Origin of the sequence: Treponema putidum (genome assembly GCF_024401155.1) — a bacterium.
GTDB lineage: Bacteria > Spirochaetota > Spirochaetia > Treponematales > Treponemataceae > Treponema_B > Treponema_B putidum.
The window spans coordinates 2,704,559-2,723,977 of record NZ_CP038804.1 but is presented as its reverse complement, the minus strand read 5'-3'; the positions used below and the strand labels follow the sequence as shown (position 1 = coordinate 2,723,977).

21 protein-coding genes are annotated in these 19,419 nt (G+C 36.6%); 9 read left to right on the top strand and 12 right to left on the bottom strand.

Features of this window, described 5'->3' with window-relative positions; translation table 11 throughout:
- Nucleotides 1–18: 18 nt before the first annotated feature.
- The 7 genes from flhF to E4N74_RS12540 are packed head-to-tail and all read left to right on the top strand — an operon-like array spanning nucleotide 19 to nucleotide 6,715.
- The gene (flhF, locus tag E4N74_RS12570; protein WP_338113370.1) at nucleotides 19–1,368 is read left to right on the top strand and encodes a flagellar biosynthesis GTPase FlhF; all 1,350 of its coding nucleotides are present in this window, start codon (nucleotides 19–21) and stop codon (nucleotides 1,366–1,368) included.
- Between the two features lies 1 nt (nucleotide 1,369).
- Nucleotides 1,370–2,260 (top strand): MinD/ParA family protein, encoded by an 891-nt coding sequence (locus tag E4N74_RS12565; RefSeq protein ID WP_044978466.1) that lies wholly within the window; start codon nucleotides 1,370–1,372, stop codon nucleotides 2,258–2,260.
- Between the two features lie 36 nt (nucleotides 2,261–2,296).
- Nucleotides 2,297–2,974, top strand: coding sequence for a hypothetical protein (locus E4N74_RS12560; RefSeq protein WP_255818071.1), 678 nt, complete (start codon nucleotides 2,297–2,299; stop codon nucleotides 2,972–2,974).
- 33 nt (nucleotides 2,975–3,007) lie between these two features.
- Nucleotides 3,008–3,796 (top strand): RNA polymerase sigma factor WhiG, encoded by a 789-nt coding sequence (gene whiG, locus E4N74_RS12555; protein WP_044978464.1) that lies wholly within the window; start codon nucleotides 3,008–3,010, stop codon nucleotides 3,794–3,796.
- Nucleotides 3,797–3,805: 9 nt separating this feature from the next.
- Nucleotides 3,806–5,776 carry a FapA family protein gene (locus E4N74_RS12550; RefSeq protein ID WP_145475240.1) on the top strand — a complete coding sequence of 657 codons (1,971 nt, stop codon included), beginning with the start codon at nucleotides 3,806–3,808 and terminating at the stop codon, nucleotides 5,774–5,776.
- Nucleotides 5,757–6,095, top strand: coding sequence for a hypothetical protein (locus tag E4N74_RS12545; protein ID WP_255818060.1), 339 nt, complete (start codon nucleotides 5,757–5,759; stop codon nucleotides 6,093–6,095). Before E4N74_RS12550 ends, E4N74_RS12545 begins: the two co-directional genes overlap by 20 nt.
- Nucleotides 6,092–6,715 (top strand): hypothetical protein, encoded by a 624-nt coding sequence (locus E4N74_RS12540; RefSeq protein WP_255818058.1) that lies wholly within the window; start codon nucleotides 6,092–6,094, stop codon nucleotides 6,713–6,715. Before E4N74_RS12545 ends, E4N74_RS12540 begins: the two co-directional genes overlap by 4 nt.
- On the opposite strand, the gene E4N74_RS12535 is transcribed toward E4N74_RS12540, so the two are convergent.
- Nucleotides 6,712–7,611, bottom strand: a complete 900-nt coding sequence (locus tag E4N74_RS12535) for a DUF4349 domain-containing protein (protein ID WP_255805503.1) — start codon at nucleotides 7,609–7,611, stop codon at nucleotides 6,712–6,714. The two genes, E4N74_RS12540 and E4N74_RS12535, sit on opposite strands and share 4 nt — an antisense overlap.
- Nucleotides 7,612–7,756: 145 nt before the next feature.
- Between E4N74_RS12535 and E4N74_RS12530 the strand changes: the two genes are divergently transcribed.
- Together E4N74_RS12530 and E4N74_RS12525 are read left to right on the top strand one after the other, a co-directional pair.
- Nucleotides 7,757–8,956, top strand: a complete 1,200-nt coding sequence (locus tag E4N74_RS12530) for a coenzyme F420-0:L-glutamate ligase (protein WP_145475238.1) — start codon at nucleotides 7,757–7,759, stop codon at nucleotides 8,954–8,956.
- Between the two features lie 31 nt (nucleotides 8,957–8,987).
- Nucleotides 8,988–10,553, top strand: a complete 1,566-nt coding sequence (locus E4N74_RS12525) for an LTA synthase family protein (RefSeq protein ID WP_255818056.1) — start codon at nucleotides 8,988–8,990, stop codon at nucleotides 10,551–10,553.
- Nucleotides 10,554–10,600: 47 nt separating this feature from the next.
- Here E4N74_RS12525 and E4N74_RS12520 read toward each other — a convergent pair whose 3' ends face one another.
- The 11 genes from E4N74_RS12520 to E4N74_RS12470 form a co-directional block, all read right to left on the bottom strand.
- On the bottom strand, nucleotides 10,601–11,614 hold the full coding sequence (locus E4N74_RS12520) for a tRNA-dihydrouridine synthase family protein (protein ID WP_255805501.1): 1,014 nt from the start codon (nucleotides 11,612–11,614) through the stop codon (nucleotides 10,601–10,603).
- Between the two features lie 3 nt (nucleotides 11,615–11,617).
- Nucleotides 11,618–12,298, bottom strand: coding sequence for a hypothetical protein (locus E4N74_RS12515; RefSeq protein WP_044979719.1), 681 nt, complete (start codon nucleotides 12,296–12,298; stop codon nucleotides 11,618–11,620).
- A 20-nt stretch (nucleotides 12,299–12,318) separates the two neighbouring features.
- On the bottom strand, nucleotides 12,319–12,945 hold the full coding sequence (locus E4N74_RS12510) for a rhomboid family intramembrane serine protease (RefSeq protein WP_044978459.1): 627 nt from the start codon (nucleotides 12,943–12,945) through the stop codon (nucleotides 12,319–12,321).
- 20 nt (nucleotides 12,946–12,965) lie between these two features.
- Complete coding sequence (gene dgcA / locus E4N74_RS12505; protein WP_255818053.1) at nucleotides 12,966–14,081, bottom strand: diguanylate cyclase DgcA; 1,116 nt, start codon at nucleotides 14,079–14,081, stop codon at nucleotides 12,966–12,968.
- Entirely contained in the window at nucleotides 14,062–15,708 is a 1,647-nt protein-coding gene (locus E4N74_RS12500; RefSeq protein ID WP_255818052.1) for a hypothetical protein, read from the bottom strand. The genes dgcA and E4N74_RS12500 overlap by 20 nt, the downstream gene beginning before the upstream one ends.
- Nucleotides 15,709–15,820: 112 nt before the next feature.
- Nucleotides 15,821–16,240, bottom strand: a complete 420-nt coding sequence (locus E4N74_RS12495) for an Rrf2 family transcriptional regulator (protein ID WP_255818051.1) — start codon at nucleotides 16,238–16,240, stop codon at nucleotides 15,821–15,823.
- Nucleotides 16,237–17,115, bottom strand: coding sequence for an SIR2 family NAD-dependent protein deacylase (locus E4N74_RS12490; protein WP_044978455.1), 879 nt, complete (start codon nucleotides 17,113–17,115; stop codon nucleotides 16,237–16,239). The genes E4N74_RS12495 and E4N74_RS12490 overlap by 4 nt, the downstream gene beginning before the upstream one ends.
- An 18-nt stretch (nucleotides 17,116–17,133) precedes the next feature.
- Nucleotides 17,134–17,913 carry a protein-ADP-ribose hydrolase gene (locus tag E4N74_RS12485; protein ID WP_044978454.1) on the bottom strand — a complete coding sequence of 260 codons (780 nt, stop codon included), beginning with the start codon at nucleotides 17,911–17,913 and terminating at the stop codon, nucleotides 17,134–17,136.
- A gap of 28 nt (nucleotides 17,914–17,941) precedes the next feature.
- Complete coding sequence (locus E4N74_RS12480; RefSeq protein ID WP_255805496.1) at nucleotides 17,942–18,424, bottom strand: pyridoxamine 5'-phosphate oxidase family protein; 483 nt, start codon at nucleotides 18,422–18,424, stop codon at nucleotides 17,942–17,944.
- Between the two features lie 242 nt (nucleotides 18,425–18,666).
- Nucleotides 18,667–19,023: a hypothetical protein gene (locus E4N74_RS12475; RefSeq protein WP_255818050.1), complete on the bottom strand. Its 357-nt coding sequence runs from the start codon at nucleotides 19,021–19,023 to the stop codon at nucleotides 18,667–18,669.
- Entirely contained in the window at nucleotides 19,005–19,268 is a 264-nt protein-coding gene (locus tag E4N74_RS12470) for a hypothetical protein (protein WP_255805494.1), read from the bottom strand. Before E4N74_RS12470 ends, E4N74_RS12475 begins: the two co-directional genes overlap by 19 nt.
- Nucleotides 19,269–19,419 lie beyond the last annotated feature (151 nt).

Below are 19,419 nucleotides of genomic sequence, written 5' to 3'. Positions count from 1 at the left end.
TTATAAAAATGTTTTATAATGGCTTTGGGTGGTATAAAGTTTATTATGGAAACATTTGTCGAGGAAGCTTCAACATATGAAAAGTGTATTCAAAAAATTCAAGAAAAGTACGGGCCGAATATAATGATTACCCGGCGCGAGATAAAAAGAAATGAAGGCTTCTTTAGTTTTTTTAACAAGGAGACAATAAGGGTAAGTTTTAATATCCAAAACGAATCCTTTATTCCAAAATTCTCCGGTGATAATGAAGAAAAACAAACACAGTCAAAACAAAAATCCGTAACAAACTATTCTCCTATGAATATTGAAGAAGAGCGCTTAAAAATAATAAAAATGGCTGCATCTCAATCGGAAGAAATGGCTGAAAAGATGATGCCGTATATAGAAAAACTTGAAAATCAGGCCCCCGCTCCTTCAAAAGGTAATATTGAATCTATCGAGCTTAAAAAACTGGCAGATACCGTTGAACGGCTCGCTGAACAGATAAAACAAAAGACGAAATCTTCACAAGAACATGAAAACATTGTAAAAATTGAAGCTCTTTTGGAAGAAAATGATTTTACCGCTAAATATATCCGTTCCATAAAAAACAAAATAACGGCTAACTTGAGTTTAGCCGAATTAAATGATTTTGAAACCGTACAAAAAAAAGTACTGGAATGGATAGCTTCTTCTATTCCCATAAAAAAAGAAGAAAGAAAAAAACAGGGTTTGATTGCATTGGTTGGGCCTACAGGTATAGGAAAGACCACAACTCTTGCAAAACTTGCCGCCTACTATGTTTTGGCTATTTCAAAACTTGAAGGCAGACCTCTGGATGTGAGGGTTATCACCCTTGATCAGTTTAGGATAGGGGCGGCATTTCAGATAAAAAAATACTGTGAACACATGGATATTCCCTTAATAATTGCAAGCGATCCCTTAGATTTGCGCAAATATCTCGATCTATATAAGGATTCTGCCGATATTATATGCATAGATACGACGGGGCGAAGTCCGTCCGATCCCGAAAAAATTCTTGAAATGCAAAAATATTTTGATGAAATAGAGCCGGGACGGATAGAAATTCATCTTGTAATCAGTGCCGTAACTAAGGCTGCCGATATAAGCGAAATAATAAAACAATATTCGGTTTTTGATTTTTCCAGCCTGATAGTTACAAAACTTGATGAAACTGCTCATGTGGGCAGCATTATAAGTGTTTTAGATGAATACAAGATTCCTGCCGCATATATAACCGAAGGGCAAAAAGTCCCGAGAGATATTGCAAAGGCTTCTAAAATAAGTTTTTTAAGAAAACTTACGGGATTCCCTTTGGAGTATATCAATGAAAATTTCAATGACGAAATTTCTATAGTATGGAGTTAAGATGACAGATCAGGCAGAAGATTTAAAAACATTGATGAAAAATAAAAACAACGGCAACAAAGACTTATCAGACCTTCCTCCTAAACGTAAGACTAGGATAATTGCCGTAACCAGCGGAAAAGGCGGCGTAGGAAAAACGAATATCTCTACAAATATGGGGATTGCCTATGCAAAGATGGGAAAAAACGTTATTGTAATCGATGCAGACCTAGGCCTTGCAAATGTAAACGTTATGATGAATATAATTCCGAAATTCAATCTTTATCATGTAATGAAAAAGCAAAAGAAAATGTCGGATATCATAATCGATACGGAATATGGAATAAAATTTATTGCAGGAGCCTCCGGTTTTTCAAAAATTGCAAATATGGAAGAGGCTGAAAGGTCCGATTTTATTAAGGAATTATACACTCTTGCAGAAGCCGATATAATAATAATCGATACAAGCGCAGGTGTTTCTAAGAATGTGCTTAGCTTTGTCGCTGCTGCCGATGAGGTTGTAATTGTTACCACTTCGGAACCTACAGCTATAACCGATGCCTATGGGATTATAAAAATAATAGCTACCGAAGTGGAAAACTATGATTTAAACTTAAAAATGATTGTCAACCGCGTAAATTCCGCCCTTGAAGGCAAAAAAATAGCAGAGAGGATGATACAAATAGTAGCCCAATTTTTAAATTTAAAAGTCGAGTACTTGGGCTTTATTTATAATGATCCGGCTGTTGAACAGGCTGTTTTAAAGCAAAAACCCTTCTTTATACATGCTCCAAAGAGTAAAGCGTCCGGTTGTTTGCGCCACATAGTTGCAAAACTTGAAAAAACGGATTATAATGAATATTCAGGTTTTTCCGGTTTCTTACAAAAACTGTTTGGAAGAAAGTGGGACTAAGTCATTTTTTAAAATTAACGATAGGAGGTTCAGAGAGTGACGGCAAAATTGAAAATTCCCCTTATATGCGCTTTAATTGCGTTAGCTCTGTCTGTCCTATTGGGTTTGGTAAGCGGGGTTCGTTTTTCTGCAATACTAATGCGGTCTTTGATTATTTTCTTAATAAGCGGCGGCTTTGTTTTTGGAGTACAAATTCTTTTGGAACATTTTGTGCCGGACTTATTTCAGCCTCTTAGTACTCAGGGAGCCGCCAAAAAAGAAACCGGAAAGAATGTAAATATAAGCATTGACGACCCTATAGAAATGCCGGTTATAAATGATGAAGAAATATCTGCAGCGGAATCTGATGCAGTAAAGGCCGATGAAGACTCTGTATTGGATGATATACAAGGCTTAGGTGAGCGAAAACCGGATCAAGAAGATTTTGATACTGCAAAAGATGCTTCAGCAGCCTCTGTAGGTAGAGAGGAATCTTCAGATAAAACCATTGAAACCGTAAAAAAACAAGAAAAAAATACTGTAAAAGAATTGGAAGAACTTCCGGATTTACAGGATTTTATACCCGAGGATGACTCGGAACAGGGAGATGATCAAATGGATTTTACCCAAAGGGGAACATCTACATTTGATGTTTCGACCGATTTAGCCGCTTCAGGTATGGATACGAACACTATGGTTAGTGCAATTCGGACTGTGCTTAAAAGGGATTCCTAAATTGTTTAATTATGAATATAAAAGGTGTGGGTAATGGCAAATACGGATTATGAAAATATTCCTGAAGACGAACTTTGGGAAAAATACAAAAAGACCTCAGATCCTAAAATCCGAGAATATTTTATTTTAAAGTATGCTCCATTGGTAAAATACGTTGCCGGCAAGATAGGAATAGGAATGCCGACTAATGTAGAATTCGACGATCTGGTAGGATATGGAGTCTTCGGCCTACTGGACGCTATAGAAAAATATGATCTTGATAAAAATGTTAAATTTAATACCTATGCCGTTAATCGAATAAGAGGAGCTATCTTTGATGAACTGCGGTCTATAGACTGGGTTCCTAGGTCTGTGCGTCAAAAAAGCCGTGAAATTGAAGAAACTATTGCCGATTTGGAAGCCCGCTTAGGGCGTTCTGCTTCCAACGAAGAAATCGCCCATGCAATGGGATTGGATATTGAAGAATATAATTCTCTTTTATTAAAAATATCGGGAACAAATGTTATTTCGTTAACTGATCTAAGATTTTCCAATGATGACTCTGAAGAGTTTTCCGTAGGCGATATAATTGAGTCGCCTTCCTCCTTGAATCCGGATGTAATTGTAGAACGTGAAGATACAAAACGCGTTATATCTGAAGCTCTTAAAGAATTGCCTGAAAGAGAGAAAAAGGTTTTAATTATGTACTATTATGAAGATATGACCCTAAGAGAAATAGGAGAAGTCCTTCACGTAACCGAATCTCGCGTATCGCAGATACATACAAGTGCAAACGTAAAATTAAAAGCTAAACTCTCAAATGTTACTAAGGGTATAAAGTAGGGGGAATATATGATTAGGCTTAATCAAATACAAGAAAAAATGTCTGAAATGCATGAATTGGATTCAGGGCGTTTTTTTGTTGATATAAGCGGAGATACCCTTGATGAAGCCCTTGCTAATGCAGCTATACAACTGGGAATGCCTGTTTCATCAATAGACTATGAAATTCTGCAAAAAGGCGCTTCCGGCTTTTTTGCCATAATTCCAAAAGAATGGAAAATAAGAGCCTATGAAACCATAAAAGTAAAAAAACCTCAACATACAGAAGAAGAAAAGCCTGAGGCCGAAGATATAATTGAAGGTGAGGCAATTATAAATAAAGACGGAATGGGCTATGTGTTCTGTGCAGCAGACGGCATTTACTTTAAGGTAACACCCCCTTCAGGAAACGGCCGCCTTTTTGACATAAAGGCCGCAAGAGACAAGTTTAGAGACAGAGCTCTTCCCATACCTGAAGATGATGTGCTTACCCCAATATTGGATGAAAAAAGCGGAGAATATGTCAGGGTCGCTCCTTATAAACGGATACCCGGCAATGATGCTGCGATGGCCGTCAATATAAGCGATGATGAAATGAAGGCCTACCTTTATGTAACTCCTCCTACGGCAGGCGGAGTTGACCTTTCCGCAGATACGATTATCGCATTTTTAAAGAATAACAGAATAATAGTCGGAATAAATGAAGAGAGAGTCAAACAATTCCAAGACTCTCCTGTGTACCGTGAAGATTATTTAGTAGCGGAAGGTATAGCACCTCAAAACGGTGCCGATGCAAAGATTATTTATAATTTTGAAGTGGATAACACACAGGTACGTTTGCAGGAAACCCGCTCCGGACAAATCAATTTTAAGGAATTAAACCTCATTCAAAACGTTGTAGAAGGGCAGCCTGTGGCTCAAAAGGTTCCTGCCCAAAGAGGAAAGCCCGGAAAAACCGTTACGGGAAAATACCTTGAGGCTCTTAACGGAAAAGATATTGTTATGCCCGTAGGCAAAAATACAAAGATTGCTGCGGATGGTTTAACTATAGTCGCTGAAGTAAACGGACAAGTTCTTTTAGTAAAAAATAAGATTACGGTACAAGAAATCTATGTAGTTGAAGGCGACGTTTCAATCAGAACCGGAAATATTACATTCTTAGGCTCCGTATTTGTAAACGGAAATGTCGATGACGGCTTTGTTATAAAAGCCTCCGGTAATATTGAGGTAAAAGGCTCGGTCGGCAGGGCGGAGCTTGATACCGAAGGCGATATAGTTGTAAGTCAGGGCATCATGGGTAAAGAAGGCGGCGCAATAAGAGCGGGCAAATCCATATGGTCTAAATTTATTCAAAACACAGACGTAGTTGAGGCCGGAGATATGGTAATTGTTTCGGACGGTATTATAAAATCGAATGTAATGGCTAACCGCAAAATCATATGCCGCGGAAAAAAAGCCGATATAATAAGCGGCAATTTAAGTGCCTCCGAATCTATTTCGGCCAGAAATTTGGGCAGCGTTTCAGGCGGGAACGATCTTGTGGTAAGTGTAGGCTTCGACCCCAAAAGCAAGGAGAGGCTAAACTTTTTGCTTCAAAAACAAGAAATGGATCAAAAGAGCCTTGAAGACCTGAGACTTAATCTAATGAGTCTTGAAGAGCTTAAATCCAAGCGGGGAGAACTGCCAAAAGACAAAGAAGAAAATTATAATAAAATGAACGAGTATAAATATACTCTTCAAACCGAGATTAACGAAGTACAAAAAGAAATTACCCAAATAAAAGAATATCTAAATACATTGAAAAATCAAGGCAGGGTTTCCGCTTCAGGACATGTATATCCGGGAGTACGCATAGTAATAAGGGACACTGCCGAGGATGTAAGGATGGATTGTAAAGCTACTACATTCTATCTTGACAAGGGAATTGTACGTTACGGAAAGTATCAGGAAGAAAACGAAGAGGATTTTAAGAAGGTTCCAAGTGGCTATTCAACCAATTGATTTGCAAACTCTATATGCTCAAATGGCTAAAGTCGGCAAACAGCAGGGAGCCGAACAGCAGCTTGTTTCTATGGTAAAGGATGCTCAGCAGCAGCAAAATAAAATTGATGCAGAAAAAAGATTAAGCACTGTTCAGATTGTAGATTCCGACAATAATGAAAATCTTAGAATTAATAAGGACGGAAGGTCTCCTGAAGAGGAAAACAAGAAAGAAGAAAGTTCAAAAAAACAAACCACACCTCAAACCGAGCAGGAGCCTGATACTGAAGAATATATAAAAGACCCTTCTTTGGGACAAAGGGTGGATATTTCGGGATGATAAATATTATTGCAATTGTTTTATTGGTATTAAATATTTTTTTAATCCTCTTTTTTTATTTTAAGTTTAAAAATCAATTTTCTGATAGGGCTTCGATAAATAATATAAAAAATGAAACTCAAAAATTGGTAGCGCAAATTGCTTTTCAAACCGATCAGTCCGTTACGATAATGGAAGATAAAATTAGGGAAGTCAACAGTCTTATTCTTGAGTTGGACAAGCGTATATTGCTTGCCGGAAAAGAAGAAGAAAAACGAAGCGCTGCCGAAAGGGTTTACCAAAGCCTTGCTGAAACAGTCAAGGCCGATTCCTTTTCCGGCTTTGATAAAAATGTTATAGCAAAAGCCGAAAGGCCTATAACCTCAAATGGAGGTATAAGGGAGAACGGACATCCAAAGCAAGTAACTAAAAAAGAAAATATTTATATCGAAGATGAACCTATTAAGATATATACAAAACAAATTCTAGCTCCTAAATCAGGGATTGTTCCCGATCGGACAGCTTCGATGAAGGAACAGATAATTGAAATGGCTAAAAAAGGTCTTTCAATAGAGCTGATAGCCGAAAAAGTCCCCCTTCCTACCGGCGAAATAGAGCTTATAATTTCGATGAATACCTAATTATCTAAAAGTTTTTCCTTTAATCTTTTTTTATTGCGTCTTTTTTTGATGATAATTACTAAAACCGCTATAATGATAAGTATAAATATCCAAAGGTAAAGGATACCTATAATTATATCGCTAAAAAGACTTATTCCGTCTTTTATAGCATCAAAGGATTTTGTAAAGAATGACGGCTTTGCCGTACCATCGGTAATATTTTGATACATTGAAATATTTAAGGTGCTGTAATTTACCGAATTTTGTAAATAGCGTAAACGGCCCTCGATTGACTCAATATCGGAGCGTAAATATTGAATTTGATTTTGTACTTCTAAAATATCTTTTACCGTTTTTGCTTGGCCTAAAATTTTTAAATAAGTCTGTTCCGTTTCTTTTTTTACCCTTAATCGGGCAAGGCTGTCTACAAATTCTTCCGTAACATCTTCAACCGTAATATTTTTATTATCAAGTTTTTTAATACCGGCAGTGAGCTCATTTAAAAAAACATCAAAGTTTTGTTTTGGTATTCTAACAATAATTGTTTGTCTAAGGCCGGAATAAAAATGTTTCTCATCTTCTTGACTTATATAGGCTTGATATTTTTTTACAAGGTTTTCGATTATTTCCCTTGTTTTTTTTATATCTTCAGTTTCAAATTCTATAAAACCCGTTTTTATAAGTTTTCTTTCGATATTGTTGTTTTCGGTGTTATCTAAACTTGCAATATTAACATCCTCAGACTCTTTTTTGTCTTCAGTAAAAGCGGAATCTGATAATGCACTTTTGGATTCGGACATGTAATTTTCAGTTCGGCCGCTTTTGGCGGCTTCATAAGCATCTTTTCTCCCTCCGCAAGAAAGAAAAAAACTGAGTATCAGAGTTAAACATAAAAAATTAAAGGCAATTTTTTTCATTTTATTCCCCTCATCTGCAAAAAGTTTAACATAATTTATTTTATTTTACAATGGGCAGTCGATGTCTTTATATTAAAAAACAAGTAATAAAAAACTTATTGACAAACAAAAAAAAAGGCCATATAATATCCTTTCGAGGTTCGAAATGAAGAAATTTATAGGAACTACATCCAGGGGGCTGATTGCTCCGATAATACGCGAGGGGGATGACATAGCCTCCATTGCTGCCGAAACTCTTCTAAATGCCGCAAAAGCCGAAAACTTTACAATAAATGATAAAGATATTCTTTCCGTTACGGAGTCCATAGTGGCCCGTGCACAGGGAAACTATGCAACAGCCGATGATATAGCAGCCGATATAAAGGCAAAATTCGGAGATTCATGCATAGGCCTAATTTTTCCGATTTTAAGCCGAAACCGTTTTTCCGTTTGTTTGGAAGGCATCGCCCGTTCAAAAAACAAGCTCATTATTATGTTAAGCTATCCCAGCGATGAGGTAGGCAACCACTTGATTGACCCCGATGTCTTTGAAGATTCCGATGTAAATCCATGGACAAATTCCTTTACAAGAGAAGAATTTAGAAGTAAATTCGGAGACCACAAGCATAAATTTACAGGGATGGACTATATAGAATATTATGATTCTATAATCAAAAAGCATAATCCCGAATCCTTTGTAATCTTATCCAATGATTCCAAAAAAATAATAGAATACACCGATTCGGTTTTAGCCTGCGATATTCATACACGGAACAGAACAAAAAAACTTTTAAAAAAAGCCGGAGCAAAGACCGTTTTAGGCCTCGACGATATTTTGAGCAGCCCTGTAAACGGAAGCGGCTTTAATTCAACTTACGGCCTCTTAGGTTCCAATAAATCCGGGGATGACAGAATTAAGCTATTCCCCCAAAATGCTCAAGTCATTGTCGATAAGATACAGGCTATAATAAAAGAAAAAACAGGCAAAACCATTGAAGTTATGGTTTATGGAGACGGAGCCTTTAAAGATCCGATAGGCAAAATTTGGGAACTTGCCGATCCGGTTGTTTCGCCTGCTTATACAAAGGGGCTTGAAGGCAAACCCAATGAGGTAAAATTAAAATATCTGGCAGACAACAACTTTAAAGACCTAAGCAAAGAAGAACAAAAGCAAAAAATTGCCGAATATATCGAAAAACATCAAAAAGAAACCTCCTCCCACATAGACTCTATGGAGTCTCAAGGGACTACACCGAGGAGGCTTATCGACCTAATAGGCTCTCTTTCTGACCTTACATCGGGAAGCGGAGACAAGGGAACCCCTATAATATTTATACAAGGATATTTCGATAAATATACGGGATAAATTTTTTAGCTTGAAAGCTTAAAGATGCGATATGTTTATAAGAGAAAAAATTGAATTCACAAATAAAAAAGAAAAGAAAAAGCAAGCTTTTTTAGGCAGCCTTTTTGTATTTTTGTACGCTTTTCTTATAATGCTTATAATCTGGCTTTTAGGAGTTTTTCCTCATGCCCAAATAGATCAGCTTATCTTTACTACCGTAACACCCATTGACGGCACAAGCAGTGAAATTCTTCTAAGTTTTTATATAAAGGCACTTGTAATTCCTATAATACTATCCATTGTAAACCTTGTTTTAATATTAAAAGAGACAAAATTTATTTTAACAACAAAGCAAGAAAAAACTTACCGTATTTTCCCTGTCTTGATAAAGAGACCCCGTCTTTATGCGGCAATTTATCTGTGCATTATTTTAGGATATTGCCAATATAAATTCGAGTATATTCAATATGCCTATTATAAATTGAGCCATCCGACAGACCTTTATGAAACTAACTATATCGATCCTTCAAAAGTAAAGTTTACCTTTCCTCAAAAAAAGAGGAATCTTATAATCCTCTACCTTGAATCGATGGAAATAAGCGCTACATCAAAGGAATTCGGAGGCTTATCCCGTTATGACCTTATTCCGGAATTACGCGGGATAGCCGAGCAAAACCTTTCATTCAGCCACTGTGAAAAATTGGGCGGAGGTACCCAAGTTATGGGAACCTCTCATTCGATAGCTTCCCTTACCTCCCTAAATATGGGAGTCCCGTTAATTTTAAATCTTCTTTCTTTTGATGCATCTTCTTTTAAAATTTCATCCTTGAATACTTCCTTACTAAAAATCGATAGGTTTATGGAAGGAGGTTACGGGCTAGGAGACCTTTTATACGATAACGGATATAATCTTGTGTTCAGTATGGCAGCAGATAAAAATTTCGGCTGCTTGGGTAATTTTTTAACCGGTCATAAAAATTTTAAAGTTCAAGATTATTCTTACTTTGTTGAAAACGGAAGAATTCCTCAAGGTTATAATGTATGGTGGGGCTTTGAAGACGAAAAGCTCTATCAATTTGCAAGGGAAGACCTTACGGAACTTTCAAAAGAAGATAAACCTTTTGTCTATATTTTTTTTACTGCCGACACACACTCTCCCCGCGGTTATGCCGACGAAAAATGTCCCAACCTTTATTTTGAAAAAATACACAATGTCTACGCCGGTGCATCAAAAAAAGCCTATGATTTTGTAGAATGGGCTAAAACTCAAGACTTTTATAAAAATACTACAATAGTCATTTTGGGGGATCACTTATACATGGGCGGGGATTTATACCTGCCGACTGTTAAACTACAAGACAGACACCCCTACAATGCGTTTATAAATTCGGCAAAAACAACGGATAAAAACAAAAACCGGCTATTTACGACCTTCGATCTTTTTCCCACTGTTGTAGAAAGTATGGGCATCGAATTCGATGCAAAGGGTTTGGGTCTAGGCCGCTCCTTATTTTCAGGCGAAAAAACTCTGCTTGAAGAAAAAGGCTTAAAGAAGCTTAATTCCGAAATTGAAAAACGCTCGGTTTTTTATGAAGAAAAACTGATGAAAAAACACTGAAATATAAGTATGTGGTATGTATTATTAAAATGTTTACATCAAAAAAATTAAACCCTTATGAACCTGTCTTCGGGTACTTCTTCAAAGTAAGTGCTTAAATTATGAAGCATATCGTCAAGGCTTTTGCAATTTAGAACTTTGCTTTTTATGTAGTGAGCAAAACTGAAATTATCACAAAAAAACGCAAAAAACCTTTGAGCCCTTGTAATATAAAATTCTTTAGGCTGTTCTTCCTGCAAAAAGCTTAAAAATAAGTCTGCCGTTTTTAATAAATCTATTTCAATTTTTTTTTCTGTGTTTTCGATTGCTCCCTTTTTTAAATTGATCTTTGAAAGTTCGTAAAAAATCCACGGTTTTTGTACTGCCGCACGGCCTATCATCCAGCCGGAACAGGGGTATTTTGAGTTGATTTTTTTTAAGGTTTCAAGAGAATTTATATCTCCGTTTCCGTAGACCGGAATCGGCAAATCGGAAGCAAGACGGGATATGTATTCATGTTTACAAGGACGTGAATATTTTTGTTTTTGGGTACGGGGATGGAGGGTAATTAGATCTACTCCTTCAGAAACAAGCATCTTGCAAAAGGATAAAAGCCGGCCATAGTTTTCTTCTTCACCTAAGCGGAGTTTTACACTAAGGCGGATAGGAACTGCTTGCGGCCCGGCCTTTTGCTCATCATACAGCAAAACAGCTTTTTTAACCTTGCTTACCAATGAGGCCGCCTCGGAAAGCGGCTTTTTCATCCATGCAAAACCTGCACCGGTGTTTACAATCTGCGGAGCACAGCAGCCCATATTCAAGTCAACTGCGAAGCCTCCGTGCCGAAGCAAAATGGGAACGCAATCGGCCGCAGCCTTCTCATCAGGGCTTGTAATCTGCCAAACAAGTTTTTCAGGCGAGGGATTGGCCCTAAAATACCATTTTTCAAAACCTCCGCCTGAAACAGCCGAGGGAGCATGTATCATTTCAGAAAAATACTCACCAGGCTCTTTAAAACAGGCAACCAACCTTCTAAAAGCGGAATGGGTTATTGCTGCCATAGGTGCCGATATAAAATTCATAAGTTAAAAAACCGTATATTTTATAATTTCATCTATTTGGATATAAAGTTCAAGCTCTGCCTTAAAAAAGCCCGATTCTACAAATAGGCGGGGAGGAGATTTTATCAAAACAGCCCCTCGAATTTCTTTAGGCTTATTTTTTAAAAACCCCCGTGCATACTCCCGCACGGCATTTTTTACCGCATCGGTATAAGCTGCATAGACCCCTTCAAGCTCATTAAACCGGTCTCCCTTTCCCCTCCCCTTTATCGTTTTATGAGCATTTTTTGTCCAGAGTTTAAAATGCCCGGCATAGGATTCGGGGATGCCGTATTCGGCCCAAGAATAGCAGTAGGGGTATTTAACCCTTACGTCTGTAATCTTTATATTTTCGGTACTTGGTGTAAAAACAGGCTCAAGCTCAAAGAGCTCCTCTACATTACGTTTTTTGTCCAAGGGAGTATATACAAAGTTTAAACCGTAGGTCATGCCTGAGATGATATAAGCCGAAAGTTTAAGTAGGGCTTCTTTAGGCGGAATAAATTCAGCCTTATTCTCATCATCGATTCCTTTTGGGGCTTCATCAACAAAGACCCAGACAGGAGCTCTTACAATCAAAGCATCACTGTCGGAAGCGCCGGAATAAGTATCCGCATATAAATAAAAACTTATAAAAAAAAGAGTTCCCGCTATTAACTTTCTCATAACATTATTATCGGATAATTTCACCGTCCCGTTGAATTCCAGACTTTAAGAGGTTTTATTCCGAAGCGGATTCTTATATATACCCAGCCTGTAAGGAGTCCTATAAAGTGGGTCAAATGAGCTATTCCGTCACCTACAGAGAAAATGCTTATTAACTCGATTACGGCATAACCTAAAATCAAAAGAGGAGCAGGTACGGGAATCACCGCCCAAAGGTAGATCACTGAGTTTGGATAAATTACGGCATATAAAAGTAAAACACCGAAAATTGCACCCGAAGCACCTACAAGGGTAATATTGAATCCTGTCACAGCATATGCCAAAAAGCTCAAAACTCCATCGATTGTACCTATCAAAAGATAATAAAGTATAAATTCCTTTGTTCCGATTTTTCTTTCTACCGGCACGCCGAAAAAGAATAGAGCAAGCATGTTAAATACCAAATGAAAAAAATCTCCATGAACGAATTGATAAGTGAAAAACTGCCAATAAGTTTGTGCATATACTACCAGGAAAGGAGTCAAACCCAGATATGCACTAAGGTTTTTAAAGAGACTCGTAAACACAAAAACGGCCGCATTTATAATAGCTATGGCTAGTACGGCATTCTTATATGTATATTTAAAAGGTTTTCTTAAATACTTCATACATAGAATATCTAAAATTTCTAACCTTTAGGCAAGTTATTTTCAGATAATGTTACACAATTTCTTCCGTTTTGTTTGGATTCATATAAGGCCTTATCGGCTCTGTCCACTAAAGATTTTGCTGGCTCAAGGTCAAAGTTATAACTTGATACACCTGTCGAAACAGTGATTTTGATTTGTTTATCATTATAGAGTATAACATTCCTTTCTATCGATTTTCTTATCCTCTCAGCTATAGCCATAGCATCATTAGCCGGAGTATTACTAAGCATTACAACAAATTCTTCTCCTCCGTATCTTGCGGCCGTATCTGCAGATCGGGTACATGATTTTATAATTCTAGCTGTTTCTTCCAAAATAATATCTCCCGCAGAATGCCCATAGGTATCGTTTATCTTTTTAAAAAAATCTATATCAATCATCAATATGGAAAGGGTTTCTTCTTTTGTTTTTGATGAATTTATAATATCCAACCTCTCCATAAGAAGAGTAAAAAAGTAATGTTTTAGTTTTAAATGAGTCATTATATCGGTTGTTGTCATTTCCAGAAGCTGAGAATTATTTATTGCTATAGCCGCTAAGGAGGCAATATTTTCTATAATATTTTTTTCATAATCGGTAAATTTATGAGAATTTTCCATTCTCTCGCCTAAGAGCAAAAAACCTACCATTCTGTTTTTAGCTTTTAAGGGGATCAAAAAAGAAGGCCTGAGACTAAATAAGTCTTCTATAATTTTGTCGGTTTTTATGTTTTTGCCTATTTCATCAGGAGTAAAACCTGAATTGGATTTATTCAAAAAACTTATCAGCGGGTGGTCCGTATTGATGGAATATTGAATATCACGGGATATATCAAACCCATAATGATCTCTATTTAAAACAAAATTATTATCGTCAAAGGACTTTTTTGTAAAAATTGCAGCGCCTAAGGTTTTTAGCTGAGCCATAACTATATATAATATTGCCTCAATCAAGCGGTCAAATTCCAAAACCGAATTTAAACTCTTTGAAATTTGCAATAATTGCTTTAAATCAAATATTTCTTTTTCTTGATGAAAAATTTTATCCGTATATTTTTTACAATTCCCTGCATGTAATGCTTTTTTTAATAATTTTTCATTTGATCCTGTTTTCATAGCTGTTACCTGCCTTTTCGTTGAGTTCCGACATATCGATGACAACATATTTTTTTAAAAGCTCTATCATTTTTTCAAAATTTTCTATTCCGTTTGCAAAAATAGCGAATCTTTCTTTGTTTTTTGTAGAATTTATCATTGCTGTTATGTTATATACATTTTCGGGAACGGGTTTATAAGTATCTTTTATTATTAACTTACAAAATTTAAGCAAGTTTAAGTAGTGTTTGCCGGCTTCTTCTAAAAATTTCTTTGAACGCTGGTTAATATCATCAATCACTTTTGATAGATGTTTTTCAAAATCCCCTCCGGCCTCCATTCTTGTTAAATAACCTCTTATAAGCTCTATTGAAGACTCATTTTTACCGTACATCGCTTTTTCAAGTTCATTTATCTTTTCTATAACAGCCAAACAGTAATAATAGTCCGCTGCAAATTCCGATTTCATTTTTTTATCTTCAAAAAGTCCTTCTACCAAAAGCTCTCTCAAAAAAGGCTCCATCAAAGGCACAAAAAAACTCTTTGTATAAGTTTTTACAATTTCCAGAGGTTTTATCCAATCTAAAGAAAGACCTGATAAAGATTGTATTTTATTATTTAGTTCATCGTTATAAACATCCAGTTTAAAAATTTCAATATTTCCGAATAAATCGTCTATAAGCGATACCATTTGAGCGTCTTGTCTTAATTTGAGGATTTTTTTTGTATCGGCGCTAAAATTTGTTATAAGCCTTGTCTTATAGTCTTCCGTTTCAGAAAAAAATCGGGGAGCTTTTGTTTTATCTTCAAACTTAGGATCGTTTTTTATCAGCTTGGCAAGGTTTATTAAAGTATTTTTACCGAGACTGTTTTCGAGCGTTGAAGCAAACATTTTTAAACTTTTTTTTATATAAAGCTCATCAGACTGCTTATCTTCGGGAAGAATGGAATTAAGAAAGAGCAAACCATCCAGCAAATGCTCGTCTATAGATATATTACGGATAAGATAATCCAAATCAAGAATTTCTTGAAAAATAGTCATACCGTCTACATTTTCAAAATTATAATGTTCCATCACAGCGTCGGTATTAATAACCGTATTAAACCCCGGATCAAAATAAGCAAAAAAGGTGTTAAATTGAAAACTGCAAAAATCAAAAAAAGTAAATATTTTGTTTATTTTTACATCAACAACCTTAAATGCAGGCTCGGCTAAAGAAAACAACAAATCATCAAATTCATTTGTTTGCTCCTTTATTTTTTGATCAAAATCATCTCTCATCAGATCAGCGATTTTTTCCATTCGGCAGCTAAAAGATATATTTTCCTTTAGTGTTCTTTGTTGGTCTGAAAATGAGGACTCGACAATTTTATCCAAAAAGAAATTTGAAATACGAATATCATTGGAACATATAGATTCTTGCAGAATATGTTTAAGGGGTAAGCTTATTCTGTAGATTTCATAAATAAGCATAGGCAAGCCGGCCAATATGGTGTTGTCATGACGGTATACAGGGTATCTGCATTTTTTTAAATCCTGAATAATACTCCGCATGGCCTTTTGAGAGCCGGCTTCCTCTTCGGTTGAAAAAAACAAAGAATAGAAAAAGTCTTTTATAGACTGAATTAAATTAGATAAAATCAACACGTTTCATATTAGCAAAAATAATCTTTATTTTCAAGACAGCGCATCGACGCACAACAACGGTTCGATCTCCGTGTCAGACTGAGAAGCTTGAATTAGGAATCTTTCTCTCATGTTAAATATCTTTACTTAAATCGGCAATAGTTGTTTTGTTAAGCGAATCCTTCATTGCTTTTTGAGCATCATCCAATTTGACATCAAGCACAAGATGAATTTTACTTCCTACAGGGCATTTCGGATTGGGATTAGGGTGAAAATTAAAAATATTCCTCTCTTCATCGCCCTCATTGATTGCGTTATAAACATCGAGCAGGGTTATTTTATCCGGATTCTGTGCCAATCGCGATCCTCCGACCCCTGCCGCCGTTTCTATAAGTCCCGCTTTTTGTAACTGAAGCAAAATCTTTCTTATTATAACGGCATTCACACCCGTGCTTGCGGCAATAAAATCCGAAGTAACGCGCATATCTTTTTGAAAATGCCGGATACACAAAAGCGTATGTACTGCTGCCGTAAAACGGACACTTATCTTCATCTTTTTGCCTTAATTTCCTTCAAAACTTCGCCAATATCCTCATTGATACAAATAGATTGGTTTTCTATTTTGAGCGGCACAACGGCTTCGCCAAAATTGATGCAGGCATAGTCCGCATTCAGATTTTTTAACGTCATCTGCCAAAAAGGATACTTTATGATTCCGGGCGTATTTCCTCCAACGCCCAGTTCAAGAAACAGCACTTTTCCGCTGTCTGCTTGATGTTCTTGTTGACCCTGCGGGGAGATTATATTCCGGGTCTGCAAAAAATTCTCGTACCTTTTTGATGCCTTGTGCCAGCCTTTGTCTGTAACAAAAGTGATGTCTGCCCGCAGGTTCATGCTCATCGGTTTTCCGCAGACAGGACAATGAGGAACAAGTTCTGCCGGGATTTCCATTCTCTGCCGGAATTCCCACATTGCACGGATTTGTTTTTCGTTGTCATAAGTTTTCTCATGGCACGGCTCGCTGCATTGGAACAATCCGTAATCTCCCTGCGTGTAGAAAAGCCTTTCCTTGTCAAAACCCGCTTTTTGAAAGCAATGGTCTACATTTGTAGTAAGCACAAAATAATCCTTATCCTTCACAAGAGAAAACAAATCTTCATAAACCGGTTTCGGCGGATTCATATAGCGGTTTATCATAATATAACGGCTCCAATAGGCCCAACGCTCTTCAAGCGATTCAAAAGGCGTAAATCCTCCCGAATACATATCGTGAAAACCGTATTTTGCCGCAAAATCGGAAAAGTATTTTTCAAACCGCTCACCGGAATAAGTAAATCCTGCCGAAGTGGAAAGCCCGCTTCCCGCTCCGATGACAACTGTTTTCGCTTCGGAAAGAATCTGTTTTAATTTCTCAATCTTCTCTGTCATATAAAAAACTCCCTATTTTTAGCGGCTGAAAATAAGCCTCCGGTAAATTTCCTCGTCTTTTTCAGTGAACACATTAAACACAACTTTCATCCGGCTTCCCGTTTCCTCATAATATTTGCGGACGGTCTCTACTGCTATTTCGGCGGCTCTTTCATTCGGAAACATAAATACCCCTGTAGAAATACAGCAAAAAGCAAGGCTCTTAACTTCATTTTCTTCAGCCAGTTTCAGGCAGGAAGAGTAACAAGATGCTAACAGCTCCTCATGCTTTTTTTGAAGTTTTCCCTGAACAATCGGGCCGACGGTATGAAGCACAAACTTACACGGCAGATTAAACGCAGGAGTGATTTTTGCTTGACCTTCAGGCTCTTCGTGACCCTGTTTTTTCATAATCGAATCGCAGGCGGCACGGAGTCTGATTCCTGCAAAGGTGTGGATACAGTTGTCGATACAGGAGTGGCAGGGCTGCCAGCAGCCGGTCATTCCGCTGTTTGCAGCATTCACGATTGCATCGACTTTGAGTGTAGTAATGTCGCCCCTCCACAGGTAAAAGCCGCTGCACGCCGGAACCAAATCCATGATGTCGGTAATTCCGCGCAGTTTATTTTCTTCCTGCAAATACTCATCTTCAATATGCAAAAACTCTTCACTTGCAGGAACGACAGGACGTAGATTCACAAGTGAACGAAGAAGATGCTTTTGTTCCGTTTCATTTTCAGGAATCTGCATGCCTCGGTATTGAGAATTTTCTGCGAGAAGATATTCAATTAAAAAACGCCGCCGTTCTGTCTGTGTCATAATTTACCTTCCTTACAATAAGCCTTTCTTAAAAATAAAAATCAATCGGCTTTGAAAAATCTTTTCGCTCTTCCAAACCTTTTACATGCCCGAGATTATTGAGTGAACCGCAAATATTCTTCAAATAAAAAACTTTGAACAGAGGATGCTCCGGATTGTTATGATAAAGCTCATGAACTATCTCACTTTTTTGCATTATTGCCTTTTTTACAGCGAAGATTTCTTCACTTTCTACCGGGAAAACAACTTCTGCACTGAACCGAATCCATGCCGTTGTAATTTCATCTTTTTGCAGTCGGCTTCCGCACAGGTCTATAAACGGCGATTTTTGCAATTCCGCATACATCGCTTTTTCTTTGTTTGTACAGAACCATAATTTATCATCACGCAAAATCATATACTGAACAGGACGTACTTTAGGCTTTCCATCAAGTCCGATTGTAGCCATATACTGCAGCCCGATTCCGTCAAGATATTCTGCGATACCTTTAAGACTTAGTTTTGTTTCCATTGCAACCTCATTATAAAATAAATGACCGTTTAAAATCTATGCAAGTTGTTCTAATTAACTTACAGCTATAATATACAATAAATCTATTGTAATGTCAATAGAACTTCTGATTTTTTATAGATTTTTTTTATAAATATTAAATGCCAATAATCCAATATTTCAGGCAAGTGTTTTGGATATAGTAAATACTTTAGGCATAGCCCTCAGCAATTTTTATCAATATTTTGAAAAAATCCTGCGGCTTAAAAACGGGCTAAAGGGTGAGGAAGAGTATATGATAAATTATTCTCATGCTTACCGATTCCGTTTTCTCCTTTAATTAAAACCTTATCATTTTTATTTATACAAAAAGAAAGAGGTTTAAGTTTTTCTTTTAAATAAAAAGGAAGGACATTTTTATATTCTATTTTTGTAAATTCTGAGGTTGATGATTTTATGATTGTGTTTTTATTTGCAATGTTTTGAAAGCGTTTTAAACTTACGGTAAAATTATTTTTTGCTCCTATAATCGAAAACATCATTACTTCCGAAAAACTGTGTAAAAAATCTTTAAGTTTTGCAAAGAGTTCAGCCTTGTTTCCTAATTTAGGAATAAACACGTATCAAGCACCTTGCTGCGCAAATCTTGCGTTTTTTCTAAGGTTACCAACATACGCAGTTTTCGTGCATAAAAGCTGCAAAAAAAGAAAAGAAACCCAGCCGCTAAAAACAAATAAATATAAGGAAGAGGCTTATGCAATGAGGTAAGTAAAGCTGCAATTATTCTTATTAAGGTATATTCTAAAATAACTTCAAAAGAGGTAAATATAAAATTAGCCGACGAATGAAGTGCCGTTCTTTTCATTTTATATTTCCTCTTATATATGCAAATTAATGTTTTGTCAATACGTACTACGTACGGTAAGTTTTCAACATTTTTTATTTATGTATTGTGCGGCAATAAAAAAAATGTTTTTTTTAGTTGACAAATACGGCCCTTGACACTCAAAAAGAAA

Coding starts and splice junctions, on each gene's coding strand:
- E4N74_RS12525 (WP_255818056.1), top strand. CDS start 8,988: ATGTTTATAAGAGAAAAAATTGAATTCACAAATAAAAAAGAAAAGAAA.
- E4N74_RS12535 (WP_255805503.1), bottom strand. CDS start 7,611: ATGAAAAAAATTGCCTTTAATTTTTTATGTTTAACTCTGATACTCAGT.
- E4N74_RS12565 (WP_044978466.1), top strand. CDS start 1,370: ATGACAGATCAGGCAGAAGATTTAAAAACATTGATGAAAAATAAAAAC.
- E4N74_RS12530 (WP_145475238.1), top strand. CDS start 7,757: ATGAAGAAATTTATAGGAACTACATCCAGGGGGCTGATTGCTCCGATA.
- flhF (WP_338113370.1), top strand. CDS start 19: ATGGCTTTGGGTGGTATAAAGTTTATTATGGAAACATTTGTCGAGGAA.
- dgcA (WP_255818053.1), bottom strand. CDS start 14,081: ATGAAAACAGGATCAAATGAAAAATTATTAAAAAAAGCATTACATGCA.
- E4N74_RS12510 (WP_044978459.1), bottom strand. CDS start 12,945: ATGAAGTATTTAAGAAAACCTTTTAAATATACATATAAGAATGCCGTA.
- E4N74_RS12480 (WP_255805496.1), bottom strand. CDS start 18,424: ATGGAAACAAAACTAAGTCTTAAAGGTATCGCAGAATATCTTGACGGA.
- E4N74_RS12490 (WP_044978455.1), bottom strand. CDS start 17,115: ATGACAGAGAAGATTGAGAAATTAAAACAGATTCTTTCCGAAGCGAAA.
- whiG (WP_044978464.1), top strand. CDS start 3,008: ATGGCAAATACGGATTATGAAAATATTCCTGAAGACGAACTTTGGGAA.
- E4N74_RS12485 (WP_044978454.1), bottom strand. CDS start 17,913: ATGACACAGACAGAACGGCGGCGTTTTTTAATTGAATATCTTCTCGCA.
- E4N74_RS12520 (WP_255805501.1), bottom strand. CDS start 11,614: ATGAATTTTATATCGGCACCTATGGCAGCAATAACCCATTCCGCTTTT.
- E4N74_RS12515 (WP_044979719.1), bottom strand. CDS start 12,298: ATGAGAAAGTTAATAGCGGGAACTCTTTTTTTTATAAGTTTTTATTTA.
- E4N74_RS12540 (WP_255818058.1), top strand. CDS start 6,092: ATGATAAATATTATTGCAATTGTTTTATTGGTATTAAATATTTTTTTA.
- E4N74_RS12550 (WP_145475240.1), top strand. CDS start 3,806: ATGATTAGGCTTAATCAAATACAAGAAAAAATGTCTGAAATGCATGAA.
- E4N74_RS12495 (WP_255818051.1), bottom strand. CDS start 16,240: ATGAAGATAAGTGTCCGTTTTACGGCAGCAGTACATACGCTTTTGTGT.
- E4N74_RS12470 (WP_255805494.1), bottom strand. CDS start 19,268: ATGAAAAGAACGGCACTTCATTCGTCGGCTAATTTTATATTTACCTCT.